Genomic DNA, 26,248 nt, shown 5'->3' with positions numbered 1-26,248 from the left:
ACAAGGAAAGCGGGGCAAACATAGTAGCGAATCTACGGCTAGCGGACGAGTTGTTGCGCAGTATCAGTGCTCTTTGGCCTTCCTGATCCTGATCAAAATAAACAGCAGGACGCAGAGCGCGAGCGGAGTCATGGCCAGCAGGGCGTCTCTCGCGGAAATGTCCGCTCCCATGACGTGCAGCCCCGAGTAGAACAGCTTGAACAGGCTCAACAAGTAATAGGTGATGGCGATAATCGACAAGCCTTCGACGGCGCGCTGGATTTTGATTTGAGTATCGGCGCGGGCGTTCAGGCTCTTCAGGATTTCCGAGTTCTGCTCTTCCATTTCGACCTGCACACGGGCCTGCAACAAGTCCCCGAGGTTGGCCACGCTTTCGGCCAGTTGCTCCAGGCGTTGTTCGGTGACGGCGCAGTATCTGACCGTGGGTTTAAAGCGTCTTTCGATGAAGATACCCAGTCGCTGGCAATCACCCACATGACTTTCGCGCAGTTCGCCCAGGCGTTCGAAAACCAGCTGTGCATAGGCTTGGGTGGCGCTGAAGCGGTGTCGGGTTTTTGCGCTGCTGCTGACCACTTGCGCCGACAGGTTGGCAATATCGGTCAGCAACGCTTTCGCATTTCCGGTATCGGGGCCGGCGTTACGTTCCGAAAGGTTGACCAGGGTCTTGTCGAAGACGTTGAGCTGAGTGCTCAAGGCTTTCGCGGTGATGAGTGAAAGCGAAGCCATCATTCGGTAGGTTTCGATTTCCAGCAGACGGCGGATCATCCGTCCCAGGCGATAGGCATTCAGGCGTTTGTTCACGAACAGAAAACGGTTGGTGCCATCCTCGCTCAGGCGAAAATCGCTCCAGACCGTCGCATCGCCACCGCCGATGCAAGAGCCGCTGGGATCCTTGAATCCATAAACGGACAGATCGCCGGAAAAAGACGTATCGGTGCGCACCACAATCTGCACAGCGTTGATCACGTGCTGCATGAAAGGCTCGACCCGGTCCATCAAGGCCCTGGGTGGCGGGCTCCAGCATGGCTCCTGACTGGAGGAGGGCACCACCAGCGTCAGCGTCAGGAACTCGGCGTGCCGTTCCCACTTCAAGGCATGGCCCTCCAACTCGGTGATGCCCTGAGCCGCTTCCGGGTCGACCGGGCCGGGGCAGCAGCGACTCAGCAGGGTGTCGCACTGCCCGTCATTCGCCAGAAACGCCAGATGAAACACATGGGCGGGCTCATCGAAATACAGAGACGGGCGCGCGTGCAACTCGTTGTGCAGGATCAGTCTTTGCGGATGCATGCTGTTTGGGCCATGTTGGAGTTGTTTGTTCTTGGGACTGGGTGCCCCATTCCTGAGTCACAAACAAAACCGGCGATCGACCAACGCCCGTCAGTTAAACGCAGTACCTGTGGGAGCGGGCTTGCCCGCGAAGGCGGAGTATCAGGCAACATTAATGTCGACTGACACTCCCTCATCGCGGGCAAGCCCGCTCCCACAGGGATTGCGTTTAACTGACCTGGCTCACGTAATCCTTAACGCAACGCTGTACAGAACGCCCGAATCGCCTCGCAGGCCTGGCGCAATGACGCGTCGTCCAGCGCATAGGCAATACGAATGTAGGGGCCAAGGCCGAACGCACTGCCATGCACCACCGCCACGTCCGCTTCGTCGAGCAGCGCATGGGCGACATCTTCGTCGGTGTGCAGCACTCGACCGGCGGGTGAGGTGCGGCCGATCAGCCTCGCACAAGAGGCGAACGCATAGAACGCACCCGCCGGGCTCACGCATTCCAGTCCCGGCGTGTCGTTCAGCAGCGTCACCATTAAATCGCGACGAGCCTGGAAAGCGGCGCGGCTTTCGCGGATGAAGTCTTTCGGCCCCTCCAGCGCGGCGAGTGCGGCTTGCTGCGAAACCGAGCTCGCGCCCGAGGTCTGCTGGCCCTGCAGTTTTTCCATAGCCTCCAGCAACCAGCGCGGCCCGGTGGCAAAACCGATGCGCCAGCCGGTCATGGCGTAGGCCTTGGAGACACCGTTCATGGTCAGGGTTCGCGGCGCCAGTCGTGGCTCCACCTGGGCCAGGGTGTAGAACGCTTGATCGTCGAAGATCAGGTGTTCATAGATGTCATCGGCCAGAATCAGCACGTGGGGATGATCCAGCAACACCGCCGCCAGGGCACGAAGTTCCGTCTCGCTGTACACCGCGCCGGTCGGGTTGGACGGCGAGTTGAGAATCAACCATCGGGTCTGCGGGGTGATCGCGGCGGCCAGTGCCGCAGGCGTCAGCTTGAAACCGGTATCGGCGTCGCAGGTGACGATCCGCGCTTCACCGCCGCACAGTTGCACCATTTCCGGGTAACTGACCCAGTACGGCGCCGGCACGATGACCTGGTCGCCCTCGTTGAGGGTCGCGGCCAGGGCGTTGTAGATCACCTGTTTGCCACCGTTGCAAACCAGCGTGTCTTGCCAGCTCACGTCCAGACCATTTTCGCGTCGGAACTTGGCGGCCACCGCTTCACGCAACGAGCGCACACCGGCCACCTGGGTGTAGCGGGTGTGGCCATGCTCGATGGCGTGAATGGCCGCTTCACGCACATGTTTGGGGGTATCGAAATCCGGTTCGCCGGCACACAGCGAAATGATCTTCGCCCCTTGTGCCCGGCGTTCCGCCACGCGATCCATGATCCGATAAGTCGCCGAGGGCTGTGCGCTGGCCAGGCGCTGGTTGAGGCGCTGAATGTCGATGCTCATGCCCGGGTTCTCCATTCAGTCAGGTTCATCAGTTCCAGGGTCGAGCGGCCTTCGGTCAGCGCCTGCATCATCTGCGCTTCCTTGTTCGCGCGCGCTTCGCCTTCGGCGAGGGTACGTGCGGCATCGGCCTTGGGAATGATGATCACGCCGTCGTCGTCAGCCACCACCAGGTCGCCCTGTGCCACGAAAGCACCATTGAAATTGAACGGTTGTCCCACTGAGGGGGCGCTGGCCTTGACCGTGCCTTTGACCGAGATGCCACGGGCAAATACCGGGAACTGGCGTTTCTTCAAGGCGGCGATATCGCGTACGCCGCCATCGATTACCAAACCGACCACGCCCGCCGCTTCGGCCGCCACGGTGAGCACCTCGCCCCAGTAACCGGCGATGAAGCCACCCGTACCCACGACCAGTACGCTGCCACGGGGCACGCGTTCCATCGCCAGATGCAGCGCCAGGTTATCGCCCGGCGAACATTCCAGCGGGTAGGCGGGGGCGGCGATAAAGGCGCCGTCCCAGACCGGGCGGATCGCACTGTCGACCGCGCAGGGCAGATGGGACGCTTCATACAGCGTCGAGGTGCCCAGTACTTTTGCCCGCGCGCGAAAATCCGGGGGGAAGGGGAGCGTGGTCATCAGACTTTCCTCTGCAGGTTGTGGTAACCCAGGGCGGCCCTGGCTTCTTTAAGGGTTTTGCCTTGAGTGATCAGGGCGCGAATGTCGGCTTCGACCGATTCGATCTGGCGGGCACATGCCGCTACTTCAGCGGCACGGGCGCGAGGCACGATCACCACGCCGTTGGCATCGGCGACCACGATGTCACGGGAGCAGACCCGTGCCGTGCCGATGGACACCGGCTGGTTGACCGACTGCACTTGCACGCGGTCTTTGCCGGTGCGCATGAAGCGGCCTTTGCTGAAGATCGGGTAGCCATCACCCAGCGCCTTGTTCACATCACGGCACACCCCGTCGATGACCGTGGCGGCGATCTGTCGAGTGCCGGCGTACTGGGTCATGATGTCGCCCCAAACGGTGCAGTCGGTACGGCCGCCGTTGTCGATCACCACCACGTCGCCGGGCGCGACGTCTTCGATGAAATCACCCACCGTGCCCGGCGGGACGCTGGCCGAGACGTACTGCACGGTGAACGCCGGCCCGACGATGACCTTGCGGTAATTGTCCAGCGGCGCCACGCCGAGGCATTGTCCGGGCAGGCCGAGCTTATCCAGGGCATCGGAGACGCCAGGAGTGTCGAGGCCTTCAAACAAGGCGACCAGGGTTTGATCTTCAAGATTCATCAGGCGTGCTCCACGCGAATCGCTTCGAACTGGGTGTCGTGCATCACCTCGGCCACCGAGCGGCCGCTGCGCACGGCCTCGACCATGCCATCCTGACGGCGTGCAATGCGCTCGCCGAGATCGATGACCTTTTCGATATGGGTTTGGGGGACGAATACGGTTCCGCAGGTATCGGCAATGACATAGTCATCCTCGCTGACGTCGACACCAGCGACCTTGATCGTCACCGCGGCATCGATCTGCACCACCCGGTTGCGCGCACTGATCATGGTGACCCCACGGCCATAAACCGGGTAACCAATCGCTTCGCTGCCGTCGATGTCGCGGCTGAAACCGTCGATCACCGTGCCGCGTACGTGCTTGCCGGCCGCCGCGTTGGCGAGGATGTCGCCCCAGCAGGAAATCCCTTCGATACCGCCGGCGATCACCAGCACGCGATCGTCGCTGTTGATCTGTTCAACCACCGGGGTAATCAGGTGCACGGTCGGTAGGGTGTCGGATTTGGGCGCCAGCAAGACGGTACTGGCGCGGCCGACGATCTTCGGGCAGTTCCACAGCGGGCGTAGCCCCACGGTGGCGCCCGGCAGGCCGAGGAAGTCGAGCGCATCGGAGACCGTGTTGGTATCCAGCGCCGCCAAGCGATCCAGCAAACTTTTATTGATCATGGGAAAGCCCCAGTGGTGACGGAGGCGCCCAGTGTCGGCGAGGCTATTTGATAGGTATATTACTAATCACAGAAGCATTACATACGTTAAACCTATGGATTAACCATGATCAATTTCCGCTTGATTCGTCACCTCTGGTTGTTCCTGGCCGTTGCCGAAGAACAGAATTTCGGCCGCGCCGCCAAACGCCTGGGAATGTCCCAGCCACCGTTAAGCGAGCAGATTCAGGTGCTGGAGCAGGCGCTCAAGGTCAAGCTGTTCGACCGCTCGCGGCGGGGAGCGAAACTGACCCCGGTAGGCGCCGCGATCCTGCCGGCGGTGCGCAAGTTCGCCGAGCAACTGGAGCGCCTGGAACTGGCCGTGGAGGAGGCAGTGGCGGGGCAGTCGGGGATGTTGACCGTCGGCGCGATATCCACGGCGATGTTCGATGTGTTGCCCGGGTTGATCGAGCAGATGAAGGTCGATTATCCGCACCTTACCGTGTCCGTGCGGGAGATCGACAGCGTCGAAGCCGTGCCTGCGCTGGAAGCCGGGGACATCGACCTGGCCTTCGCCCGTCTGGACGGTGATCTGGGGGCCTCGATCAAGTCGCTGCCGCTGACTGAGGATCGCCTGGTCGTGGCCCTGCCCAGCGATCACCCATTGGCTTCGCGCAAGCGCATCAGCCTGTCGAGCCTGGCCACCGAGCCCCTGGTGATGTTTTCCCGACAGGTCAGCCCGGTGTACTTCGATAATCTGATCGCAACCTGCCGCGCCAGCGGTTTTTCCCCGCGCGTGCTGCATGAAGTGCGCTCCGTCGCGTCGCAAATCGCGTTCGTCAGTTGTGGGCAAGGCATCGCTTTGGTGCCGGCTTCGCTGAAGAAACTGGCCCCCGATAATGTGGTGTTGCGACCGCTGAGCCAACCGCTCAATGTGGTGACCACTGCGGTGGCCTGGAATGCTGATCGGCCCAATCCGCTGGTGGAGGAGGTGCTTGCTCGGCTCACCAAGCGGGTTTGATAGGTTTGACCTATGACGGTATTCCCGAATGAGGAATTTACAGAAGGCCCGATCCCCGCGAGATTGACGGCCTGCCGGTGCAAAACCTGTGGCGAGGGAGCTTGCTCCCGCTTGAGTGCGCAGCACTCACAATAATCGGCAATGGTTGTCTGATTTTTGGGGCCGCTACGCAGCCCGGCACGAGCAAGCTCGCTCGCCACAGTGAACAGCATTCGCGGCCCGGTCACCTTTTCGCTCAAGGAATCCATCACGTGTCCAAACCTGAAACCTTCACTCAAGCGCACATTCCTCTGACGGTGGAGGGCGTCCGGCTGAACATAGCCACCCTTCACCGCGACGGTGTCCTGGCGCCGATTGTGTTCCTGCATGGGTTTGGCTCGACCAAGGAAGACTACGCCGACATCGTGCAGCAGGCCGCCTTCGCCGGTCATCCTTTCGTCGCTTATGACGCACCGGGTTGCGGGGAAAGCCAGTGCGGCGATCTTTCGCGGATTTCCATCCCCTTCCTGCTGAAGACCGCGTTGCAGGTGCTGGGGCATTTCGGTATCGAACGTTTTCATCTGGTCGGCCATTCCATGGGCGGACTGACCGCACTGGTGCTGGCTCATCAATGCCCGGACCGGGTACTCAGCTTCGTCGACATCGAGGGCAACATCGCCCCGGAGGACTGTTTCCTCAGCCGGCAGATCGTCGATTACCCGGCGGACGATCCCGAGGTGTTTTTCGCCGCCTTCATCGAACGCGCCCGGCACGCGCCGGCTTATGCCAGTGCGCTTTATTCCGCAAGCTTGCGGCACAAGGTTCGTGCCGGAGCGGTACGCGGGATCTTCGAGTCGATGGTCGATCTTTCCGACAACGCCGACTTGATGGGCAAGTTCCTCGGCCTGCCATGCCCGCGCATGTTCATGTACGGCGAGCAGAACGCTTCATTGTCCTATCTGCCGCATATCCAGGCCCAAGGCGTGCGGCTGGCGCCGATTGCGCAGTGCGGGCATTTCCCCATGTATTCCAACCCGATCGCGATGTGGCAGCAGATTGCCGACTTTCAGGCGAACGGCCATCGCGGATGAGTCTGGCATGAGATGCACAGCAGCGTTGTGAACTATTCTTCTCAAGTGGCCCTTTCAATGCCTCATTCAAGGGAGTTGATATAAATCAACGCTTAAGAGGCTTTAAGGGAGGAGTCTGGGCCTGATGCTGGATTCTCGAGCCGGCGTCGAGGATCAACCTGTCTGGAGTCTGCCCATGAGCCAGTATCAACGGTTATTACTGATCATCAACCCGCTGCTGCGCCATTCTCCTGCGATAAACCATGGCGCTGCCCTGGCCAAGGCCAGCGGGGCGAGCTTGCACATTGCCGGCCTGATCCCCTCATTGGATATTTTGTCGCTGCTCGAAGAAGGCGACCGCAAAATGGCTCGGGCGACCTACCTGCAGGAGCACCGCGACTGGCTCGATGAACAAGCGGAAAAGATGCGAGGCCGGGGGATCGAGGTGACAACCGAAGTCGCCTGGGCCGACAACATGCGTCAGGACATTCTTGACCATGTCACGCAAGTGCAGCCCGATCTGTTGATCAAGCAAGTGCAGCATGAGCCGGTGCTCAAGCGCGCGTTCTTCACGCCGCTGGATTGGCGTTTGTTGCGCCATTGTCCGGTCCCGGTTTATCTGGTGGGGGGTGAATGCCATGCCTTGCCGCAGAAGGTGGTGGCCGCGGTTGACGTGTCAGACACCGAGCCTTCGAACAGTGAACTCAATGACCGGATCATCTTGCAGGCTTGCGGCTTGGCGCTGCAGTGCAATGCCGAGTTGCATCTGCTGTACGCGTGTGACATTTCGGCAGCTTTTCTGGCGGATCTGGGCGGCGATCTGACGCTCTCGGAGCTGACCAGGGAGTTGCGCAACGACCTGGAAAAAACTTTTCTCAAGCTGGCCGCACGGTTCGGTGTCCCCCCTGAGTGTCGACATTTCATCATGGGGCACCCTGTCTCGGTACTGAGCGAATTCACCCACGTGCATCAAGTGGATGTGATCGTGATGGGCAGGGCTCAATACCGTGGCCTGGAGCGGCTGCTTGGCAGCACGACGGAACATATCCTGTACCAGGTGCCTTGCAGCATTCTGGCGGTCTAGGGGCGGGCGCCCCGATCGGAATGATGGCCGCCGTCAAACGAACGCCCGTTTTTGGGGATCCCGCCCCAGGGAGGTTTTCAAATGACTAGTCCTTCATTGCAAACCATCTTGCATGACCGGGTTGATGCCGGCCGAGGCCTGGTGGAGCCGTTGCTCAAATACGCTAAAAGAGCCGATGTCATCGTTCTCGCCTTACCCCGTGGCGGCGTTCCGGTGGCCTATGAAGTCGCCACGGCCCTGGAGGTTCGTCTGGAGCTGATGCTGGTGCGCAAGCTGGGAGTACCGTCCCACCAGGAGTTCGCCATGGGCGCAATTGCCAGTGGCGGAATACAAATCGTCAACGAAGATGCGCTGCGGGCTAACGGTATTGATCAACGCACGCTCGATGCCGTGGTTGCAAAGGAAACGCAGGAGTTGTTGCGTCGCGAACAGCTATACCGGGCATCACGTGCACCTGTGGCGCTCAAGGATCAGGTGGTGATTCTGATTGATGACGGCCTGGCGACAGGTGCCACGATGATGGCCGCGATACAGGCCGTGCGCCTGCAGGCGCCATCGCGCATCGTCGTTGCCGTGCCGGTGGCACCGCTTGAGACGGCAGAGGCGCTGCGTGATGAAGTGGACGAACTGATTTGCCCGCTCATCCCCGACTGGATGATCTCGATCGGGCATTGGTACACGGATTTTTCGCAGACATCTGACGAAGAGGTCATCGATCTTCTGCACCGGGCCTGGCAACGAGAGTCCGGTTCGGGCGACTCATTTCAGAACGGTTCCGGTATTTGAGCCGTTGCCTGGTGTGGAGCAAACCACGTCAGGCTTTCAGGTGATCCTGACGTTCACGAATTGCCACGGATCGGATTCATCGGTCTGCTCGGGCATCAGTGAGTGACGTCCGGTAAGCGGCGTCCAGTCGGAATAAATGCCTTCTACCTTACCCAGGTACGGCATGCAGATCTGCAGAATTTCCCTGAAGGGCAATTCATCCGGTTCGACAATGCCACGTTGAGGATTGCGAATGGCCCAGATCACGCCGGCCAGCACTCCCGCCGTCACTTGCAGGCTGGTGGCGCTGTTATGGGGGCAGAGTGTCCGGGCTTGCTGGATCGATAAGCGCGAGCCATACCAATAACTGTTTCTGGCATGCCCCATCAGCAGCACGCCGAGTTCGTCACTACCGTCGATGATTTCGTCATCGAGCAGACGCTGGTCGCTCTGGGGTTTCCAGTTGCGCTCGGCGAGTTCATGCACCGAGAGCAAGGCATCGTCACAGGGTCGATAAGCGTAGTGGACGGTCGGCCGGTAAGTCGGCTGCCTTCCCTGGCCAAGGGTCAGGTAGTCGGCAATCGACAGGGCTTCGTTGTGAGTCACGAGCAGCCCATGGGTTGGCCCCGTCGAGGGCGTCCAGGTTCGAACCGGCGTGGAGGCGCCGGGGCGTTGCAGATAGATCCCGGCCTGGCACCCGAAGGCGTGGTAATAGCCATCCTCGGGCAGCGCTTTCTCATGGCTGCCCCAACCCAGCTCCGCCGGTTGGCTGCCTTCACTGATGAAACCGTCCACGGACCAGGTGTTGACGAACTCATCGGCAATTTTGTGTTGCGATGAATACTGCGAATCGCGTTCGGCAATGTGGATGCAGCGGATATTCAGTCGGCTGGCCAGTTGCGCCCATTCTTCGCGAGTAGCGGGCAGGGGCGTTGTGTCACCCAAATCCTCAGCGAGGTTAACCAGTGCCTGTTTGACCAGGTGGGACGCCAGCCCCGGATTGGCACCGTGGGTCAACATGGCGGTGGACAGACCCTGCGCACTTTCGCCCCGAAGCCGAAGTGCCGCTTCCCTCAATGCATAGTTGGATCTTTCGGACAGGGATTTGTCAGGGTCGGTATAACCGCCTTCCCACGGCTCGATACAGGTGTCCAGATACAGCACGCCTTTACGCTGGGCGAACTGGATCAGCGACAGGCTCGAAACCCCCACCGAGAGGTTGAGCAGGAAATCGCCAGCGCTCAACAGAGGGTCCAGCACCGCTTCGTAATTGTTCTGATCCAGTTGCTCGGCTTGGTGAGCGACGCCAAATTCCTGTGCGAGTAAACGTCCATCTTCATCGGGACTGAGGATCAACAGTCGCTGCGGTTCAAGTTCAAGATGGCGCAACAGCAACGGGAGTACGCCTTTTCCGATACAGCCAGAACCGATCATCACCAACCTGGCATCAAAGGGCTGAATGACATGCTCAAGATCTGACATCGATAGCCTCCACCGGCTGACCGCGCGCTCGCCGCAAATGACCTGTCGATAACCACGACGCTCTCAAACTAGAGACTGCAAGGCTCAGTTAAAGCTCAAAAAAGTTTCGGACACCGTCAAGGAGATTCTGCTATGCCGATCGAGACCAAAAAACAGATGAGAATGAGGCGAACTGCTGGCCCACCGATTTCCGTTTCGTTGTCAAACTTGCTTTCTTTTCAGAAGGTTAGGCATTGGCGATATGCGGACTTTGGTATGGATGGCTGTGACGTTTGCCCTGATGCTTTCGCTTGAGGCTCAGGCAAAGGACCTGAGCAAGAACAGTCGTTTCGTCTGCAGCTGGGGCTCGGACATCGCCGCAGACGCGCAAGCGGCGAAGCTTTCCGGTTTCACGCTTTACGGGGCACGCAAGAAACTGCAATCGCGAAAATTCCCCCGGCCGTGGATGCGCATGACGGCCATGGGGATTACCGAACAAACCTATAACAGTCCCTCGCGTCTCAAGCCTGCTGCTATCAAGCAAACGTATTACGAGCAATGCATCCGGCATGAGTTGGCCCGACGCTAGAAGTTGATCGAGGCGCTCAGCCGGGCGGTGAGTGGGGCGCCCTGGAACAGGTAGCCATCGCCCATGTATTCACCGGCGTCGCGCCAGTAGCGTTTGTCGAACAGGTTGTCCACGGTCAGGCGGAAAACAGTGTCGTATCCGTCGATGCGAGTGCTGTAGCGGCTGCCGATGTTGAAAATGGCATAGGCACCGGTCTGCACTTCACCCTGGCGGTTGGCGTACTTGCTGGCGCTGTACTGCACTCCGCCGAGCAGCGCCAGGCCGTCAAACCAGGGCAGAGCATAGTCGCCGTAGAGATTGGCGCGCAGGGTCGGAACGTTGATTGCCTGGTGACCTTCATAAGCTGGCGTGCCGCTGTCGGTGACCCGCGCGCGGATCGCCGCGACACTGGCAGAAATCTGCAGGCGCTGGCTGGCCCAGCCATTGGCCGAGAGCTCAAGCCCGGTGTTTTTCTGTTCGCCCTGTTGGGTGAACGTGAACGTACCGTCGTCATTCGGTCGCGAGTACTGATAAGCCTGGCGGATCTGGAACAGCGCCGCGGCCAGGCTGATGCGCTGCCAGTCGTATTTGATCCCTGCCTCGATTTGTCGCGATACGGTGGGCGCGAGGATTTCATAGGCATTGGTGGTAAACCACGCTGCTTCGCCGCCCAGGGACAGGCCCTTGCTATAGCGGGTGTACAGCGACAGGTTTTGCACCGGCTTGTAGATCAGCGCGGCCTGGGGCAGGAATTCATAGCGTTGGGTATGCCGGGTAGTCTCGCCCTGGCTGTCGAAGGTCTCTTCATCCAGGCGCACTTCGCGCCCGCCAAGCACCGCCTGCCATTGCTCGTTGAAACTGATCCGGTCATTGAAGAACAGCCCGTACTGGCGGCTGTCCAGGCGTCGGTAGGAATCGTTGAGCGGGCCATCGTAAGGGGCAAAATCAGCCGGTTCGCTGTTGATGTTGGCGCTGCCTATCATCTGATTGATGGCATCGCGTTTGTCCACCACGCGGCGGAACGCGCTAGTCCCGACGCTGAGTTCGTGGCCCAGGCCTCCGGTTTCGAAGTGGCCGCTGAGGGCTGCCTGCACTTCATCGTTGCGGCGGGTATCGTCGGGACTGCGGAAATCGTAAATGTCGTAGTCGCCCTCGGGGCTGAAGTAGTTCGGCACTGCCGCGCTGGCGCAACTGGCGGAGCCGTAGCAGCCCCAGGCGAACGAACTGTAGTCATCGATCACCACCCGGCTGCGCGAGGCGCTAAGGCTGCCTTTCCACTGGTCGCTGAAGCGGTATTCGAAATTGCCGTTGAGGTTCAGCGCATCGGTGGTGACCGGCTTCGAACCGCTCTGGTGAGCCAGCAGCTTCTTCGGCGAGGCGTGGTGCGGCAGGCTGGAACCACCGAGCAATTGATAACCCGGTGCCGAGCGCTGTTCCTTGGTCTGGTACTCGGCGTCCAGTTGCAGCAGCGCATTGGGGCTGATGTTCCAGTCGAAGGCCAGCGAGGCGAAATCGCGCTGGCCATTGGTGTGTTCGACGTAGGAATGCAGGTCTTCGTGGGCCAGGTTGGCGCGCAGGCCGAACTGCTGCTCGCTGCCGAACCATCCACCGACGTCGGTCGCCAGGTAACCACTGCCGCGATCGTCGGTGGAGACGGTGACCGAACGCACGTCGCCAGGCCGCTTGGTCACGTAGTTGACCAATCCGCCGGGCTCGCTGACACCGCTTTGCAGACCGGAAAGGCCCTTGAGCAACTCCACCTGCTGTTTGTTCTCCAGCCCGACATTCTGCTCGCCAGTGATGGTGCGGCCGTTGATCTTGTAGCTGCTGGCGGAGTTGAGGGAGAAGCCACGCACAACGAAGTTTTCGTAGTAGCCGACCGGCGCGTAGCTTTCACCCACCGAGGCGTCGTTGCGCAGTACTTCGCTGAGCAGGCGGGCCTGCTGATCCTTGATCATCGCCTCGTTGACCACCGAAATAGAGGCTGGCGTATCGAGCAACGATGCCGCCTCGAAACCACCGACCGACGCGCTGTCGGCCTGATAACCGGAAGTATCGTCGCCGGTGACGGTCACCGCCGGCAGTTCGGTCGCGGCAGCCCAGGCCGAAGGCACGGCGCTGCTCAGCAGCAGGCCCAGGCCCAGGTTCAGGGGATTGAGCGCGAACCGCGGGGCGGCCACTCCCTGGCGGGAGGTCCGGTAAAGCCTATTCATGAAAAATCCTCGACGACTGCGGGCCCGGGTTTGGCGAGTCTTGGCCTGTGGCTCACGCTTGAAAGCGGGGCATCATACAAGAGGAGCGATCATGAAATGAAAGTGTCATCGCGACGAGCGCCGGGTAACTGCGGCAGCTCCGGGGTTCCTCACAACCCCCAGCCATCCCTCACAGCCTTACGAATTCCCTCCAGCAACATCGCAAACGCCGGGTTGTCGTTGTTCTCACGCCAGATCAAATGCAGTTCACTCTGTACGCCTTCGCCCAGATCGATATCGCGAAACACCACGTTCTTGAACACAACACTGGTGGCGCAGCGAGGTACCAGGGCCAGGCCCATTCCGGCGTTGACCAGGGCCAGGATGGTCAGGGACGAGCCGAGCCACTGCACATATTCCGGGGCGACGCGGGCCGAGCGGAGCATGCCGGTCAGCAGTTCGTTGAACGGCGGGTACGCCGCATGGGAATACATCAGGAAGGGTTGAGCGTCCAGATCTTTGACGGACACGGTGTTGGCGCTGGCCAGCCGATGGTTGTGGGGGACGGCCAATACGAAAGGTTCACGCACCAGGCATTCGGTGGCATAGCCTGGCTCAAGCAACGGTGCGCGAACGATGCCCAGATCGATACGGCGGGCGCGAAGGGCTTCGTGTTGCTGGTAGGTGTTCATCTCCGACAGATCGATTTTGACTTGAGGCTGTTTGAGCCGCGCTTCCGCGATGACCTTGGGCAGGAACTCGTAAACCGCGCTACCGACGAAGCTGATATTGACCGTACCGATGTCCCCTTCGGCGAAGCGCCGAGCGGTTACGGCGGCTTGCTGAGCGCGCTCCAGCAGGTTCTGTGCCTCGATAAAAAAGGCGCGGCCGGCGGCGGTCAAGGCGACGCTGCGCGTGCTGCGGGTGAACAACTCGACGCCCAGGTGATGTTCCAACAGTTGAATCTGGCGACTCAAAGGTGGTTGGGTCATGTTCAACCGTTCGGCCGCCCGGCGGAAGTTCAGTTCGGTGGCCACGGTGGTGAAACAGCGCAGTTGCGTCAGTTCGAACATTGATCTAATCCAGGTATCAATCGAGTGCCAAGTTAGATTAGACGGGATCAATAGGCACGTCCATGATCGGTTCTCCCTTAAAAAAACAATGAACGGGAGTCGCCCCTTGAATACCCATAAGAGTCCGCCGGACCCGACCGTCCTCGCCCGAGCAGCGGCCAAGGTCAAGCGTCACGTACTGCCGCTGTTCGTGGTGATGTTCATCGTCAACTACATCGACCGGGTCAACATCGGCTTCGTGCGCAGCCACCTTGAAACCGACCTGGGCATTGGCGCCGCGGCCTATGGCTTGGGTGCCGGGCTGTTTTTCATCGGTTACGCGATCTTCGAAGTGCCTTCCAATATGCTGCTGCAACGCTACGGTGCCCGCGCCTGGCTGACGCGTATCATGTTCACCTGGGGCGCGGCGGCGATGGCCATGGCCTTCGTGCGCGGCGAAACCAGCTTTTATGTGCTGCGCTTCATTCTCGGCGCCGCCGAAGCGGGTTTTTTCCCAGGCATCATTTATTACTTCACCCAATGGCTACCGTCGACCGAGCGGGGCAAAGCCATGGCGATCTTTCTCAGCGGTTCAGCCATTGCCTCGGTGATTTCCGGGCCGCTATCCGGCGCGCTGCTGCACGTCAGCGGTCTCAGCCTGCATGGCTGGCAGTGGATGTTCCTGATTGAAGGCTTTGCTTCCATCGTGCTCTGTGGGTTTGTCTGGTTCTGGCTGCAATCCCATCCACGCGAGGCGAAATGGCTGAGCGCCGAAGAAAGGGATGCACTGGTGAGCGCCATTGATCTGGAACAGCAGGCTCGCGAAGCCGTGCAGACAGTTAAACCGTCGATGTTCAAATTGCTCGCCGATCGGCAGGTCGCGCTGTTCTGCTTTATCTATTTTTCCATCGCCCTGACGATTTATGGCGCCACGTTCTGGCTGCCCAGCATGATCAAGAAGATGGGCAACCTCGGCGACTTCCAGGTCGGCCTGTTCAACTCAATCCCGTGGATCATCTCCATTCTGGCGATGTATGGCTTCGCCGCCATGGCCAGTAAATGGAAATACCAACAGGCCTGGGTGGCCGTGACATTGGTGATTGCCGCGTTCGGCATGTTCATGTCAACCACCGGCGGGCCGATCTTTGCCTTCGTCGCCATCTGTTTTGCGGCCATTGGTTTCAAGGCGGCTTCGGCTTTGTTCTGGCCAATTCCCCAAGGCTATCTGGATGCGCGCATTGCCGCGGCGGTGATCGCGCTGATCAACTCCATCGGTAATCTCGGCGGTTTCGTCGCGCCGACCGCGTTCGGTTTCCTGGAGCAGACCACCGGTTCCATCGAAGGCGGTTTGTACGGCCTGGCGGCCACTTCTCTGGTGGCGGCCGTGGTGATCTTTTTTGCCCGCACTGCACCGCGTGGCGACACGCGCAGCTCGCTCACCGGTAAAACGGTCGACGCCACCGCCGCAAAAAATTCTGTCAGTCATCAAGCCTTGAATACCGAGCCAAAGGGAGCTGCCTCTTGAAAATCAAACGCGTTACCGTCACCCCCATCGCCTTTCGCGATCCGCCGCTGCTCAATGCCAGCGGTATTCACGAACCCTTCGCGCTGCGCTCGATCATCGAGATCGAGAGCGACAATGGCTACATCGGTTTGGGCGAAAGCTACGGCGACGCCCCGGCGCTGGCGATTCAACAGCAATTGCAAAGTCAGCTGATCGGTCTCGACCCGTTCAACCTCAACCAGTTGCGCGCCATCGTGCAGGCCACCGTGGCGGCAAACAAAACCCAGGGCATCGCCGGTGCGGAACTGGCGCCTGGCTCTCACGCCAGCAAAGCGGTAAGCAACGCGTATTCGGCGTTCGAAGTGGCGTTTCTCGATCTACAGGCGCATTCCCTGAACGTGCCGTTGGTGGACCTGCTGGGCGGGGCGATTCGTGATGAGGTGCCGTTTAGCGCCTATCTGTTCTTCAAGTACGCGCAACACATCGATTCACCGTACAAACCGGACAGCTGGGGCGAGGCGCTGAACGAAGAGCAGATCGTCGCCCAGGCCCGCCGCATGATCGAGGCCTACGGTTTCAAGAGCATCAAACTCAAGGCTGGGGCACTGCCGCCGGAGCACGAAGTGTCGTGCATCAAGGCGCTGAAAAAGGCCTTCCCCGGTTACCCGTTGCGCATCGATCCGAACGGCAACTGGTCGCTGGAAACTTCGATCCGCATGGCAGAGCTGCTGGGTGATGACCTGCAATATTACGAAGACCCGACACCGGGCCTCGACGGCATGGCCGAATTGCACAAACGTACCGGTCTGCCGCTGGCGACCAATATGGTGGTCACGGATTTTGATGAGTTTCGCCGCAGTGTGGCCCTGAACAGCGTGCAGATCGTGCTCGCCGACCATCATTACTGGGGTGGTCTGCGGGACACCCAGGCGTTGGCGAAAATGTGCGACACCTTCGGCCTTGGCGTGTCTATGCACTCCAATTCGCACCTGGGCATCAGCCTGATGGCCATGGCACATGTCGCCGCTTCAGTGCCCAATCTCGATTACGCCTGCGACACTCATTACCCCTGGCAGGAACCGGACGAAGAGGTGATCAAGGGCGGCAAGCTATCCATCGTCGATGGCTGCGTGAAAATCACCCGTGCGCCTGGGTTGGGTCTTGAGCTGGATCACGATCAACTGGGCAAGCTGCATGATCAATACCTGAGCTGCGGCATTCGTCAGCGCGATGACGTGAAACAGATGCAGCGTTACAAGCCGGAGTGGAAGACGATCAAACCGCGTTTTTGATCGCGCATTCCCGAACAAATCGGTGACTGTCCTTCGCGCTCCGTACCGACTGGTATCAGGCGCGAGGCCTATGGACGCGGATCATGCGTCGCCTGGCGAAACCGTTGTTCGAGGGCCTCCGCAAACGGGTAGAACGAAAACCAGGGCCGGGCTTCATCGATCACGCGCTGAAATGATGGTCTCTGTACCAACCTCTCGAAATAGGCACGCAAGTGGTCGTAGTCATCGGGGAATGGCACGAGCGTCCTAGCATAGAAAAGTGCCGGGGCAGCGGCGCAATCGGCCATGCTGAAGGCCGGGCTGGCCACCCAGATTCTGGATGCCATCCGGCGTTCAAGCATGTCGTAGGCCGTTTTCAGCATGGATCGCTCTTTGGTCACATCGCCGTTGGTCGCGTGTAGCCGATCACTGACAATCTGTTGCATCGGCACTTGTACATAATGGTCGAAAAAGCGATCCCATAATCGGACTTCCAGCGCGGTCTCCCAATCGTCTGGAACCAGATGGTGCGTGCCTGGAAATCGTCTATCCACGTACTCGATGATGATGCTGGACTCCGGCAGATTTCGCCGGTGAACAGCGTCAAAAATTATTGGGAACTTTCCGATTGGCCACAATGCCTGAAGTTCTGCGCTGTCGGCAGGGTCACCGAGATCGATGATTCTTCTCTCGAATTCGGTGCCGTTTTCGTAGAGCGCGATGAGTACTTTGTGACAGAACGACGCCAGGGGATGGTAATAAAGCGTCAGCGACATCTTTCAACTCCTCGTTGGATGGGAGGGGCGGGAAGCGCAAGGCCCTGATATGAAAAGACGGGGCAATGAACAATCATAGGCGGATCTCAGCAGTGCGTCAGGGCAGTCAATTTCGAATATGCATACTTGCAAACGGAAGAATCCCTGCTTGACTGAGCCACTGGTCGGTTTGTGACTTGTTGGTCATGGCGTTCATCTCAGCGCCCTTGTACCGTTGTCGCTGGTTTGTGCTGTCAGGCTTGCCCGGAGGAAGCCGGACGGTCAATCAAGCTGTGTGCCTGATCCAATTTGTTCAAGGAATAGAATGAAATGACGTTGAAAACTGCGATCGTCCAGATTGGTAAGAAGTACAGGGTTTACACCGAGCATTACCTCAACGCCACCGCCGACAAGACCATTATTCTGGTCAACGGCTCGCTGGCAACGACCGCCTCTTTTGCCCAGACCGTGCGCTACCTGCGGCCACGCTTCAATGTAGTCCTCTACGATCAGCCCTACGCCGGTCAATCGAAACAACACAACCTGCATGACCAGCCGATCCGCAAGGAAGCCGAAGCCGAAATATTGCTGGAGTTGATCGAGCACTTTCGGGCGCAGCATGTGCTGTCATTTTCCTGGGGCGGCGCGGCGACTTTGCTGGCGCTGGCTCAGCACCCACGACGAATCGAAAAAGCGGTGATCAGTTCATTCGCGGCGCGAATCAATACGCCGATGCGCGACTATCTGGAGAGTGGCCGGCACTTCCTCCAGGCCTGTGATCGGCGCAATGTCGCGCGCTTGATCAACAGCACGATCGGCAAGCATCTGCCGTCGCTGTTCAAACGTTTCAACGAACGCCATGTCAGCAGCCTGGACGAACACGAATACCGGCAGATGCACTTTCACGTCAACGAGGTGCTGACTCAGGACACTCATTGCTACGTCTCCTGTGCCGATGCCATCGAAGTTCCACTGCTGTTTATCAACGGCGAACGGGATGAGTACACCTCGGTGGAAGACGCCCGTCTTTTTGCGGCGCATAGCCCTCAGGCTCAATTTCAGACCATCAAGAACGCCGGGCACTTCCTCGATATGGAACACCCGACGGCCTGGACTGACACCCAGCAGGCCTTGCTGGGCTTTCTGCAGCCGGTCGCCAAAATACCGAGCCAGCCCCGAGACCTGACGTTCAGTAGCAAAGCGTCAGTGATTCCGCCCCTTCAATCAGCTAACTGGGTGCGGCTTTAACTGACGCAGCAACTCGATCTGATCCGCCGGGACCAAAGTACGCAAGGCTTTATACAGCGCGCGGGTTTCAAGCAGGTTCCAGACACGCAGCATGGTTTCCAGGGCGTCCAGTGGCTTGCTGATGAAGTCTTTGGCGCCCAGGGCCAGCGCGCGCAGGCGGGTATCGCGGGTGGCGTCGGCGGTGAGCACGAGGATTGGCAGGTATTCGCCGGTCGGGATGCGCCGGTTGAGTTGTTCCAGTACGGCAAAGCCGTCGAACTCCGGCATGTGCAGGTCGAGAATTACCAGGTCCGGCTCGAAGCTGTTGAACAGGTCCAGGGTTCGCAGCGGCTGGGTGCTGCTCAGTACATTGGTCAGCCCTTCGCGGACAAGCAACTGCTCCATCAAGTCGAGGTTGGGCCGCTGGTCGTCGATGATCAGAATGCGCAGGTCGGTGTTCACACGGGCTCCGGTAAATGCTGGTCAAGATGGGCGAGGAATGAAGGGATGTGAATCGGCTTGGTCAGCACCGCCGTCGCTCCCGCTTCCAGCAAGGCCAGATGCGTGAGGTCGCTGGCATCGGCGGTGATCATCAGCACGGGAATGGCACGGGTGACGGATGACTGACGCAAGCGTTGCAGCACATTGAAACCATCCAGATCCGGCAGCGCCACGTCGAGCAAAATCAGCTGCGGCGCATGTTGACGGGCCAGGTCCAGACCCATTTGCCCCTGCATGCTTGAGAGCAACTGGATGTGCGGCCGTCGTTGCAGCAGGGTTTCGATCAGGGCCAGGCTTGAGAGATTGTCTTCGATGCACAGGACTTTGCCCTGGTAATCGGGAGCGGCGAGGGCGGCTGTGACCGTTGGGTGACTGACTCGTGCAACCGGTGGTTCGGTGACTGGCTGCAAGCGTACGAAGGGCAGTTCCAGGGTGAAACTTGCACCTTCGCCAGATTGGCTTTTGACGGTCAGGCTGCCGTTCATCATTTCCAGCAGACTCTTGCTCAAAGCCAGGCCCAGGCCGGTGCCTTCCACGTTCGGATCGGTCTCCAGACGCTCGAATGGCTTGAACAGTTGCTCCAGTCGATCGGCCGCAATGCCCTTGCCGGTATCGCAGACTGACACGGCAATTCGCTGTTGAATAACCCTGACTTCGATGTGCACCTGGCCTTGGGGCCGGTTGTATTTGATCGCGTTGGACAGCAGGTTGAGCAGCACCTGAACCAGGCGTTGCCGATCGGCGACGATCCCGCTGTCGGCGGCCAGCATCGGCAAATCGACCAATTGGATGCCGGCGTCGCAAGCCATGGGGGAAACCAGCGTCAGGGCTTCTTGCAGCACCACCGCCAAGGGCACGGCTTCAACATTCAGCGGCAGGCGCCCGGCTTCGATCTTGGCGATGTCCAGCACCTCGTTGATCAGGGTCAGCAGGTGTTGTCCGGCCCGCAGGATGTGACCAATTTGCGCTCGCTGGCCCTTGGGCGAATCCATGTCCAACAGTTGTGCGAAGCCGAGAATGGAGTTGAGCGGAGTACGCAGTTCGTGGCTCATGCGCGACAGGAACTCGCTTTTGGCGCGGCTGGCGCGTTCGGCTTCTTCTCGTGCGGTGCTCAGGGCTATCTCGGCCACACGGCGATCGGTGATGTCGCGGGTGATCTTGGAAAATCCGCGCAAGGCGCCACTGCTGTCGTATTGCGCGGTAATCACCACGCTGGCCCAGAAGCGGCTGCCATCCTTGCGGCAACGCCAGGCCTCTTCCATGTAATGACCGTCGCGAGTGGCCTCGCGCAGCGCCATGTCGGGATGCTGCGGGCATTCTTGCGACAGATAAAACACCGAAAAATGCTGGCCGACGATTTCCTGTTCGGTGTAGCCCTTGATCCGTTCGGCGCCGGCATTCCAACTGGTGACGAAGCCCTGTGTGTCGAGGGCAAAAATACCGTAGTCCTTCACGCCGTCGATGATCAGCCGCAGGCGCTCTTCGTTGTCGCGCAACGCCCGTTCACGTTCGGCCAGCAACAGCCCGGCTTCGACCAGGCGCGTGCCCAATTGACCAATCTCATCGTTCTCCGGCGGTTGCGGCAGTAACGGCTGACCGAGTGCCAGTCGTTGTGCGTTGCCCTGGACCTGTTTGACCCGGGCGACGATGCCCTTGGACAGGAACAGCACCGCGACAATGGCGCCAAACAACCCGCAGGCCGCGGCCAGCAGGGTGGAGAACAACAAACGTTGTCGAGTGGAGGCCGCGGCCGCGGTGCGCTCAGCCAGCAACGTATCCTCGAGGGTGCGCATGGCGCTGATGCGTTCACGCAATTCGTCGAGGATGTGCTTGTTGTTGATCAGGATGGTGGTAATCGACTCGGGTGTGGCGCTGCGATCGTCAAGCAGTTCAACCAGACCCTCGACCTTGGTCTCGATCAGCGGGGTGATCGCCTCCAGATGTTTGCGCACCCGCTCATCGCGAACATTGCTGTCGAGCCGTCGCAGGGCTGATTCGATCAAGGGCTTGGCTTGCCGATAACCCGGCAGGAAATCCTCGCGGCGGGTCAGCAGATAGCCGCGCACGCTGGCGGCGGCCTCGGCGAGCAGGGTGTGCACGGCCTGAATGTCGCCTTGCACCAGCAGCACGCGACGTACATCCTCTTCCGCGCGTGCGGTCTGACGCTCGGTGATGTAAATCAGCACCAGCGAGAGCAACAGGATTACCAATGGAAGGGAAATCACCACGAGGGCTTTGCCACGTAACGGCAGATCGGCCCAGCGTCGAGCATTTGAAACCTTCATGACTGGGTCACCAGCCCCAGGGCCATGCCACGAACGGCCGCCTGGGTTCGGTCGGCGGCGCCGAGTTTGCCGATGACCCGTTCCACGTGGGCTTTGGCCGTTCCCGTGGTGATACCGAGTTCTTCGCCGATTTCACGATTGCTGAAGCCGCTGGCTACCAACCCGAGGACCTGGCGTTCGCGGGCGGTCAAAGTTTCGGCAGGCGCGGCGCCACTGGCATTGCGTTCGGTCATGCGCCGCAGCAGGCGGGCGCTGACCGCGCTATTGAGGGCTTCCTCGCCCGCGGCGACGCGTTGCAGGGCGTCAATCACTTCATTGCGGCTGGCGTCTTTGAGCAGGTAACCCACGGCACCGGCATTCATCGCCGCTTCCAGGTGATCCGGGCTGTCGTCCATGGTGAAGATCACCACTTTCAGGGCCGGCAGGCGCTGCTGAAGAATTCGCGCCGCGCCCAACCCATTGAGCACGGGCATGCGAATGTCGAGGATGACGATGTCGGGCAACAGCCGTTCGCACGCGTCCACCGCTTCCTGGCCATCGCGGGCCTGGCCGACCACTTCGAATTGCGGATGGCCGGCCAGCAGCGCGACGAAACCGGTTCGGGTGACCTCATGGTCGTCCGCCAGAACCAGACGTAAAACTTCAGTCATTGAGCTGTTCCATTGAGGTCGGAAGGTACGGTGGCGCGCAGTTGCGTCCCGCCATGCACATGGCTGACGCAAGTGAAATCGCCGCCCAGCAGGCTTGCGCGTTCCTTCATCGCCGCGAGCCCCAAGTGCCGGGCGCCGCAGGTGTCGAGTCGTTGCTCCATGGCAAAGCCTTTGCCGTTGTCGTCCAGCCGTAGCGAGGCCAGTCCTTCGTGCAGTTCCAGCGCCAGGATGACGTGGCTGGCCTGCGCATGTTTGAGAATATTGTTGATGCCTTCCTGGGCGATCCGGAACAGGGCGATCTCCACCTGGCTGGGCAAACGTGCTTCGCAACGCATGCTCCAGTTCACTTTGATCCCGGCGTCACGCAGGCGATCCGCTTCTTTGTCGACCGCCTTCAGCAAGCCAAAGTCGTCGAGTACCGTCGGGCGCAGGCCGCTGATCAGTTGCCGGCCTTCACCGACACAGTGCTGGGCCAGTGCAAGAATCGTCTGTAAGTCTGCGCTGAGTTCGTCGGGCAGTGGCGGGCAGCGGCCGGCAAAACCTTGCAGGCGCTGATGCAGCCCGGCGAGGGTTTGCGCCAGGCCGTCGTGCAGGTCGTAAGCCATGCGTTTGCGTTCGTCTTCCTGTGCCCTGAACAGCCTGTGGACCAGATCGGACATGGTGCGCTCGCGGGCCACCAGTGCATCCAGCAACCGCTGGTTTTCCAGGTGCGCGGCCAGCAGGGTGGCGAGCAATTGCAGGGATTCGAGGTCCTCGGTGTCCGGTGCACTGATGCTGACGCTGTTGGCCAGTACCAACGCACCGAAGGCCGCGCCATCGCCGCCGCGCAGAGGCACCCGCAGCACATTGGGCAGAACCGCGCTCGGCTGTTCCTGCCATTGCGGGGTGCGCATCGCGGTATCGGCGAGGTGTTCGAGGCTGCATAAACGATCACGGCTGCCGTGACTGGCGGTGGTCCTGACCTGCGCATCCACGTCCCATTCCAGCAGTAACGCGTGGTCCATCGCGAGGAAGGCACAGGCCCGTTGCAGCACCCGTTGACGCATGGCTGCGGGGGCCAGTTGCGTCAGTTCCTGGCCGGTATCCACCAGCAACCGCAGTCGCGCGGCGCGACTTTGCGATTGCCGATACTGGGTCCGAATGGCCAAGGCGCTACCGGGGTCATGATCAGGGTTTGGCATGGGCATATTCCGGCGCAGGCACGCCCGTTCGGGCTGGGGCGTCATTAAACCTTGTTGACGGGGCAGGGCGCTATCTGCCGAATGGCATAGGCAAATGACTCCGGTTGGCCGATGGCGGGCGACGTTCCGAGCGGCACAGTGTGGCCATCGACCACCATTGGAATCGCGCAATGAAATTCAAGACCTCAACCATCGCCCTGTTGTTCGCCCTGACCACCCCGTTGGCCCAGGCGTTGGAGGCAGTGCCTTACGTCTACAGCAGCGTGGCCGAACAGCCCGGTAACGTGAAGGATCGTGAAATCGCCGCGCTGTTTGATCAATGGAATAGCGCATTGAAGAGCGGCAATGTTCAGAGCGTGGTCGACCTGTACGCGCCGAACGCCGTGCTGCAGCCGACGGTTTCCAACAAGGTGCGCACCACGCCGGCACAGATCAAGGACTACTTCGATCACTTCATGGCGCTCAAACCGGTGGGCCAGATCAACTTCCGTGAGATCCGTCCATTGGGCGCGAATGTGGCAATGGACAGTGGCGTCTACACTTTTTTCCTGACTGAAGCCGATGGCAAAATCCGTCAGGTGCAGGCCCGCTACACCTTCGTTTATGAGCAGGTTGGCGGGCAGTGGAAGATTCTCAACCATCACTCTTCGGCGATGCCGCAAGCGCAGGTGCTGCACGCCGGGAAGTAACGGCCAAGCACAATCCCTGTGGGAGCGGGCTTGCCCGCGATAGCGGTGTATCAGTCAACATTGATATCGACTGACTCGCCCTCATCGCGGGCAAGCCCGTTCCCACAGGTTTTTCCGTGCGTTGTGCTCAGTTCAACGCAAGGTCGTCCACAGGTTGCTGCCCGCGGGCCTGGGCGGCGCGTTGCAACTGGCTGGCGATCAGGGTGTTTTTCAGCAGATAGGCAATGGTCATCGGCCCGACGCCACCGGGCACCGGGGTGATCGCACGGGCGACGGTGCGGGCGCTGGCATAGTCGACATCGCCCACCAGACGATCGCCGGATTCGCTGGCGATGCGGTTGATGCCGACGTCGATCACCACCGCGCCGGGTTTGAGCCAACTGGCGTCGATCAACTCAGGCCGACCCACCGCCGCGACCACGATATCCGCCAGCCGGCACAACGCCGGGGCATCGACGCTACGCGAATGCACCACGCTGACCGAACAGTTGGCCTGCAACAGCAAGGTCGCCATCGGTTTGCCGACAATGTTCGAACGGCCGATGACCACCGCGTGCAAGCCGCTCAAGTCATCACCGCAGGTCTCGTGCAGCAGGCGCATGCAGCCACTGGGCGTGCACGGGGTCAGGACCTCCATGCCTTGCACCAGCCCACCGACGTTTTCCCGATGAAAACCGTCGACGTCCTTGATCGGGTCGATGGCATGAATCACTGCCTGCTCATCGATAGAGTCCGGCAAGGGCAGTTGCACCAGGATGCCGGTCACCGAGGCATCGGCGTTGAGTTGCGCAATCAGTTCCAGCACCTGGGCCTGGCTGGCGGTTTCCGGCAGGCGGTATTCAAGGGAGCGGATGCCGACTTCCTTGGCCCGCAGCAGTTTGTTGCGCACATAAACGTGGCTGGCCGGGTCGTCACCGACCAACAGGACCGCCAGGGCGGGATAGATCTGCTGGCCGGCCAGGGCCAGAACCTCTTCCCGGACCTCGTCGAGAACCTGGGCAGAAATGGCTTTGCCGTCGATATCGCGGGCAAATGCGGGGGTGCTGCTGGTCAAAAGAGTCACCGTTGTCTGATTAAAAAGGGGGCAGTGATCATCAAGGCGTCTTCGCGCGCCGATGATCCATCAGAGACATGCAGGCAGGGACGTACAGGCTACCAGTTGAGGGCAGGCCGATACCACCGCAACACCGGAAGATAAGACAGGCAAGGGATCGTGGGCAATCTGTAGGAGCTGCCGAAGGCTGCGATCTTTTGATCTTGATCTTCGTTATCGATAAAAAATCGCAGACTGCGGCGGCTCCTACAGGGAGCGCATTTGATCCTCCTTGCGGGTCAAGACCAGACTCAACAGCACCGAAGTCAGTATGATCCCGCCGACAACGGCCAGCGACCATTCAACCGGCATGTGAAGCCACGGCATCAGCGTCATCTTGGCGCCGATGAACACCAGTACGATCGCCAAACCGTATTTGAGCAGGTGGAAGCGGTCAGCCATGTCGGCCAGCAAAAAGTACAGGGCGCGCAGGCCCATGATCGCGAAGATGTTCGAGGTGAACACAATGAACGGGTCGGTGGTAATGGCGAAGATCGCCGGGATACTGTCGACCGCAAACATCAGATCGCTGGCTTCGATCAGCACCAGTACCAGAAACATCGGCGTCGCCCAGTACCGACTGTTTTGCATTACAAAAAAACGCTCGCCATGAAACTCGTCGGTGACGCGCAGATGGCGGTGTATCCAGCGCAATATGGGGTTTTTATTGAGGTCAGGCCGCTGATGGGCGAATGCCAGCATCTTGATTCCGGTGATGATCAGGAACACACCGAACGCATACAACAACCACGCGAACTGTGACACCAGCCACACACCGGCGAGAATCATCACCCCACGCATCACGATGGCCCCGAGCACACCGTACAGCAACACTCGACGCTGTAACTCCGCAGGTACGGCGAAGTAGCTGAAAATCATCACGAAGACAAACATGTTGTCGATCGACAGCGACTGTTCGATCAGATAGCCCGTGAGGAATTCGAGGATTTTGCGCTGGGCGATCTCGGGCCCGAACTCGCCATTCAAGTACCACCAGAGCAATCCTGCGAAGGTCAGCGTTAGCACGCACCACGCAATCACCCAGGACGACGCCTCGCGCACCGATACCCGATGCGCCTTGCGCCCGCCGAAAACAAACAGATCCAAAGCCAGCATGGCGATGACGAAGGCAATGAAGGTGACCCACATCCAGAGTTCACCGATGTTCAGGGGTTGCATGTCGTTCTCCCTGTCTGGACTTGTTCTGGAGCCGACAGGGTCATGC

General features: G+C 60.0%; 24 protein-coding genes. 9 read left to right on the top strand and 15 right to left on the bottom strand.

Translation table 11 applies throughout. The features are described from left to right. Nucleotides 1-63 precede the first annotated feature (63 nt). The 5 genes from AC1RQB_RS10720 to AC1RQB_RS10700 all read right to left on the bottom strand — a co-directional run bounded on the left by AC1RQB_RS10720 (nt 64) and on the right by AC1RQB_RS10700 (nt 4,697). Nucleotides 64-1,287, bottom strand: coding sequence for a DUF3422 domain-containing protein (locus AC1RQB_RS10720; protein ID WP_008074807.1), 1,224 nt, complete (start codon nt 1,285-1,287; stop codon nt 64-66). A gap of 233 nt (nt 1,288-1,520) precedes the next feature. Then, complete coding sequence (locus tag AC1RQB_RS10715) at nt 1,521-2,735, bottom strand: pyridoxal phosphate-dependent aminotransferase (protein ID WP_063343787.1); 1,215 nt, start codon at nt 2,733-2,735, stop codon at nt 1,521-1,523. Continuing rightward, entirely contained in the window at nt 2,732-3,370 is a 639-nt protein-coding gene (locus tag AC1RQB_RS10710; protein ID WP_207267305.1) for an RraA family protein, read from the bottom strand. The genes AC1RQB_RS10715 and AC1RQB_RS10710 overlap by 4 nt, the downstream gene beginning before the upstream one ends. Then, entirely contained in the window at nt 3,370-4,032 is a 663-nt protein-coding gene (locus tag AC1RQB_RS10705) for an RraA family protein (RefSeq protein ID WP_063343786.1), read from the bottom strand. The genes AC1RQB_RS10710 and AC1RQB_RS10705 overlap by 1 nt, the downstream gene beginning before the upstream one ends. Further along, nucleotides 4,032-4,697 carry an RraA family protein gene (locus tag AC1RQB_RS10700; RefSeq protein ID WP_063343785.1) on the bottom strand — a complete coding sequence of 222 codons (666 nt, stop codon included), beginning with the start codon at nt 4,695-4,697 and terminating at the stop codon, nt 4,032-4,034. The genes AC1RQB_RS10705 and AC1RQB_RS10700 overlap by 1 nt, the downstream gene beginning before the upstream one ends. A 105-nt stretch (nt 4,698-4,802) precedes the next feature. Here AC1RQB_RS10700 and AC1RQB_RS10695 point away from each other — a divergent pair, with 105 nt between their 5' ends. The 4 genes from AC1RQB_RS10695 to AC1RQB_RS10680 all read left to right on the top strand — a co-directional run bounded on the left by AC1RQB_RS10695 (nt 4,803) and on the right by AC1RQB_RS10680 (nt 8,615). Next, nucleotides 4,803-5,696 carry a LysR family transcriptional regulator gene (locus tag AC1RQB_RS10695; protein WP_063343784.1) on the top strand — a complete coding sequence of 298 codons (894 nt, stop codon included), beginning with the start codon at nt 4,803-4,805 and terminating at the stop codon, nt 5,694-5,696. Nucleotides 5,697-5,947: 251 nt separating this feature from the next. Next, a complete protein-coding gene (locus AC1RQB_RS10690; protein ID WP_063343783.1) occupies nt 5,948-6,766 on the top strand; it encodes an alpha/beta fold hydrolase in 819 nt (272 codons plus the stop codon). A gap of 175 nt (nt 6,767-6,941) precedes the next feature. Then, complete coding sequence (locus AC1RQB_RS10685; protein ID WP_063343782.1) at nt 6,942-7,829, top strand: universal stress protein; 888 nt, start codon at nt 6,942-6,944, stop codon at nt 7,827-7,829. Nucleotides 7,830-7,910: 81 nt separating this feature from the next. Beyond that, nucleotides 7,911-8,615, top strand: coding sequence for a phosphoribosyltransferase (locus AC1RQB_RS10680; protein WP_008076482.1), 705 nt, complete (start codon nt 7,911-7,913; stop codon nt 8,613-8,615). A 36-nt stretch (nt 8,616-8,651) separates the two neighbouring features. Here AC1RQB_RS10680 and AC1RQB_RS10675 read toward each other — a convergent pair whose 3' ends face one another. Beyond that, the gene (locus AC1RQB_RS10675) at nt 8,652-10,076 is read right to left on the bottom strand and encodes a homospermidine synthase (RefSeq protein ID WP_063343781.1); all 1,425 of its coding nucleotides are present in this window, start codon (nt 10,074-10,076) and stop codon (nt 8,652-8,654) included. Between the two features lie 241 nt (nt 10,077-10,317). Here AC1RQB_RS10675 and AC1RQB_RS10670 point away from each other — a divergent pair, with 241 nt between their 5' ends. Next, entirely contained in the window at nt 10,318-10,644 is a 327-nt protein-coding gene (locus AC1RQB_RS10670; RefSeq protein WP_008076480.1) for a hypothetical protein, read from the top strand. Here AC1RQB_RS10670 and AC1RQB_RS10665 read toward each other — a convergent pair. Both AC1RQB_RS10665 and AC1RQB_RS10660 read right to left on the bottom strand, forming a co-directional pair. Next, nucleotides 10,641-12,836, bottom strand: coding sequence for a TonB-dependent siderophore receptor (locus tag AC1RQB_RS10665; RefSeq protein WP_063343780.1), 2,196 nt, complete (start codon nt 12,834-12,836; stop codon nt 10,641-10,643). The genes AC1RQB_RS10670 and AC1RQB_RS10665 overlap by 4 nt on opposite strands. Nucleotides 12,837-12,985: 149 nt before the next feature. Further along, the gene (locus AC1RQB_RS10660; protein WP_063343779.1) at nt 12,986-13,888 is read right to left on the bottom strand and encodes a LysR family transcriptional regulator; all 903 of its coding nucleotides are present in this window, start codon (nt 13,886-13,888) and stop codon (nt 12,986-12,988) included. Between the two features lie 106 nt (nt 13,889-13,994). Here AC1RQB_RS10660 and AC1RQB_RS10655 point away from each other — a divergent pair, with 106 nt between their 5' ends. Both AC1RQB_RS10655 and AC1RQB_RS10650 read left to right on the top strand, forming a co-directional pair. Further along, the gene (locus AC1RQB_RS10655) at nt 13,995-15,392 is read left to right on the top strand and encodes an MFS transporter (RefSeq protein WP_063343778.1); all 1,398 of its coding nucleotides are present in this window, start codon (nt 13,995-13,997) and stop codon (nt 15,390-15,392) included. Beyond that, on the top strand, nt 15,389-16,663 hold the full coding sequence (locus tag AC1RQB_RS10650; protein ID WP_063343777.1) for a glucarate dehydratase family protein: 1,275 nt from the start codon (nt 15,389-15,391) through the stop codon (nt 16,661-16,663). Before AC1RQB_RS10655 ends, AC1RQB_RS10650 begins: the two co-directional genes overlap by 4 nt. A gap of 68 nt (nt 16,664-16,731) precedes the next feature. Here AC1RQB_RS10650 and AC1RQB_RS10645 read toward each other — a convergent pair whose 3' ends face one another. Next, nucleotides 16,732-17,418, bottom strand: coding sequence for a glutathione S-transferase family protein (locus AC1RQB_RS10645; RefSeq protein ID WP_063343776.1), 687 nt, complete (start codon nt 17,416-17,418; stop codon nt 16,732-16,734). A 309-nt stretch (nt 17,419-17,727) separates the two neighbouring features. Here AC1RQB_RS10645 and AC1RQB_RS10640 point away from each other — a divergent pair, with 309 nt between their 5' ends. Next, on the top strand, nt 17,728-18,645 hold the full coding sequence (locus tag AC1RQB_RS10640) for an alpha/beta fold hydrolase (RefSeq protein WP_063343775.1): 918 nt from the start codon (nt 17,728-17,730) through the stop codon (nt 18,643-18,645). Here AC1RQB_RS10640 and AC1RQB_RS10635 read toward each other — a convergent pair. The 4 genes from AC1RQB_RS10635 to AC1RQB_RS10620 are packed head-to-tail and all read right to left on the bottom strand — an operon-like array spanning nt 18,622 to nt 23,241. After that, nucleotides 18,622-19,086, bottom strand: a complete 465-nt coding sequence (locus tag AC1RQB_RS10635; protein WP_007901111.1) for a response regulator — start codon at nt 19,084-19,086, stop codon at nt 18,622-18,624. The two genes, AC1RQB_RS10640 and AC1RQB_RS10635, sit on opposite strands and share 24 nt — an antisense overlap. Continuing rightward, nucleotides 19,083-21,410: an ATP-binding protein gene (locus tag AC1RQB_RS10630; RefSeq protein ID WP_063343774.1), complete on the bottom strand. Its 2,328-nt coding sequence runs from the start codon at nt 21,408-21,410 to the stop codon at nt 19,083-19,085. Before AC1RQB_RS10630 ends, AC1RQB_RS10635 begins: the two co-directional genes overlap by 4 nt. Beyond that, the gene (locus AC1RQB_RS10625) at nt 21,407-22,060 is read right to left on the bottom strand and encodes a response regulator (protein ID WP_063343773.1); all 654 of its coding nucleotides are present in this window, start codon (nt 22,058-22,060) and stop codon (nt 21,407-21,409) included. The genes AC1RQB_RS10630 and AC1RQB_RS10625 overlap by 4 nt, the downstream gene beginning before the upstream one ends. After that, entirely contained in the window at nt 22,057-23,241 is a 1,185-nt protein-coding gene (locus AC1RQB_RS10620; RefSeq protein WP_063343772.1) for a sensor histidine kinase, read from the bottom strand. Before AC1RQB_RS10620 ends, AC1RQB_RS10625 begins: the two co-directional genes overlap by 4 nt. Before the next feature lie 170 nt (nt 23,242-23,411). Between AC1RQB_RS10620 and AC1RQB_RS10615 the strand changes: the two genes are divergently transcribed. After that, on the top strand, nt 23,412-23,930 hold the full coding sequence (locus AC1RQB_RS10615) for an SgcJ/EcaC family oxidoreductase (RefSeq protein ID WP_063343771.1): 519 nt from the start codon (nt 23,412-23,414) through the stop codon (nt 23,928-23,930). A 127-nt stretch (nt 23,931-24,057) separates the two neighbouring features. On the opposite strand, the gene AC1RQB_RS10610 is transcribed toward AC1RQB_RS10615, so the two are convergent. Both AC1RQB_RS10610 and AC1RQB_RS10605 read right to left on the bottom strand, forming a co-directional pair. Further along, nucleotides 24,058-24,984 carry a bifunctional 5,10-methylenetetrahydrofolate dehydrogenase/5,10-methenyltetrahydrofolate cyclohydrolase gene (locus AC1RQB_RS10610; protein WP_177319510.1) on the bottom strand — a complete coding sequence of 309 codons (927 nt, stop codon included), beginning with the start codon at nt 24,982-24,984 and terminating at the stop codon, nt 24,058-24,060. 246 nt (nt 24,985-25,230) lie between these two features. Further along, nucleotides 25,231-26,202, bottom strand: a complete 972-nt coding sequence (locus AC1RQB_RS10605) for a TerC family protein (RefSeq protein ID WP_063343770.1) — start codon at nt 26,200-26,202, stop codon at nt 25,231-25,233. Between the last annotated feature and the right edge of the window lie 46 nt (nt 26,203-26,248).

It is taken from the genome of Pseudomonas sp. GW822-FHT02E03, assembly GCF_058802325.1.
This window is presented reverse-complemented; position numbering and strand designations above follow the sequence as displayed.

Coding starts and splice junctions, on each gene's coding strand:
- AC1RQB_RS10620 (WP_063343772.1), bottom strand. CDS start 23,241: ATGCCAAACCCTGATCATGACCCCGGTAGCGCCTTGGCCATTCGGACC.
- AC1RQB_RS10705 (WP_063343786.1), bottom strand. CDS start 4,032: ATGAATCTTGAAGATCAAACCCTGGTCGCCTTGTTTGAAGGCCTCGAC.
- AC1RQB_RS10710 (WP_207267305.1), bottom strand. CDS start 3,370: ATGACCACGCTCCCCTTCCCCCCGGATTTTCGCGCGCGGGCAAAAGTA.
- AC1RQB_RS10715 (WP_063343787.1), bottom strand. CDS start 2,735: ATGAGCATCGACATTCAGCGCCTCAACCAGCGCCTGGCCAGCGCACAG.
- AC1RQB_RS10615 (WP_063343771.1), top strand. CDS start 23,412: ATGAAATTCAAGACCTCAACCATCGCCCTGTTGTTCGCCCTGACCACC.
- AC1RQB_RS10680 (WP_008076482.1), top strand. CDS start 7,911: ATGACTAGTCCTTCATTGCAAACCATCTTGCATGACCGGGTTGATGCC.
- AC1RQB_RS10660 (WP_063343779.1), bottom strand. CDS start 13,888: ATGTTCGAACTGACGCAACTGCGCTGTTTCACCACCGTGGCCACCGAA.
- AC1RQB_RS10645 (WP_063343776.1), bottom strand. CDS start 17,418: ATGTCGCTGACGCTTTATTACCATCCCCTGGCGTCGTTCTGTCACAAA.
- AC1RQB_RS10720 (WP_008074807.1), bottom strand. CDS start 1,287: ATGCATCCGCAAAGACTGATCCTGCACAACGAGTTGCACGCGCGCCCG.
- AC1RQB_RS10675 (WP_063343781.1), bottom strand. CDS start 10,076: ATGTCAGATCTTGAGCATGTCATTCAGCCCTTTGATGCCAGGTTGGTG.
- AC1RQB_RS10695 (WP_063343784.1), top strand. CDS start 4,803: ATGATCAATTTCCGCTTGATTCGTCACCTCTGGTTGTTCCTGGCCGTT.
- AC1RQB_RS10665 (WP_063343780.1), bottom strand. CDS start 12,836: ATGAATAGGCTTTACCGGACCTCCCGCCAGGGAGTGGCCGCCCCGCGG.
- AC1RQB_RS10685 (WP_063343782.1), top strand. CDS start 6,942: ATGAGCCAGTATCAACGGTTATTACTGATCATCAACCCGCTGCTGCGC.
- AC1RQB_RS10605 (WP_063343770.1), bottom strand. CDS start 26,202: ATGCAACCCCTGAACATCGGTGAACTCTGGATGTGGGTCACCTTCATT.
- AC1RQB_RS10630 (WP_063343774.1), bottom strand. CDS start 21,410: ATGAAGGTTTCAAATGCTCGACGCTGGGCCGATCTGCCGTTACGTGGC.
- AC1RQB_RS10625 (WP_063343773.1), bottom strand. CDS start 22,060: ATGACTGAAGTTTTACGTCTGGTTCTGGCGGACGACCATGAGGTCACC.
- AC1RQB_RS10640 (WP_063343775.1), top strand. CDS start 17,728: ATGACGTTGAAAACTGCGATCGTCCAGATTGGTAAGAAGTACAGGGTT.
- AC1RQB_RS10700 (WP_063343785.1), bottom strand. CDS start 4,697: ATGATCAATAAAAGTTTGCTGGATCGCTTGGCGGCGCTGGATACCAAC.
- AC1RQB_RS10670 (WP_008076480.1), top strand. CDS start 10,318: ATGCGGACTTTGGTATGGATGGCTGTGACGTTTGCCCTGATGCTTTCG.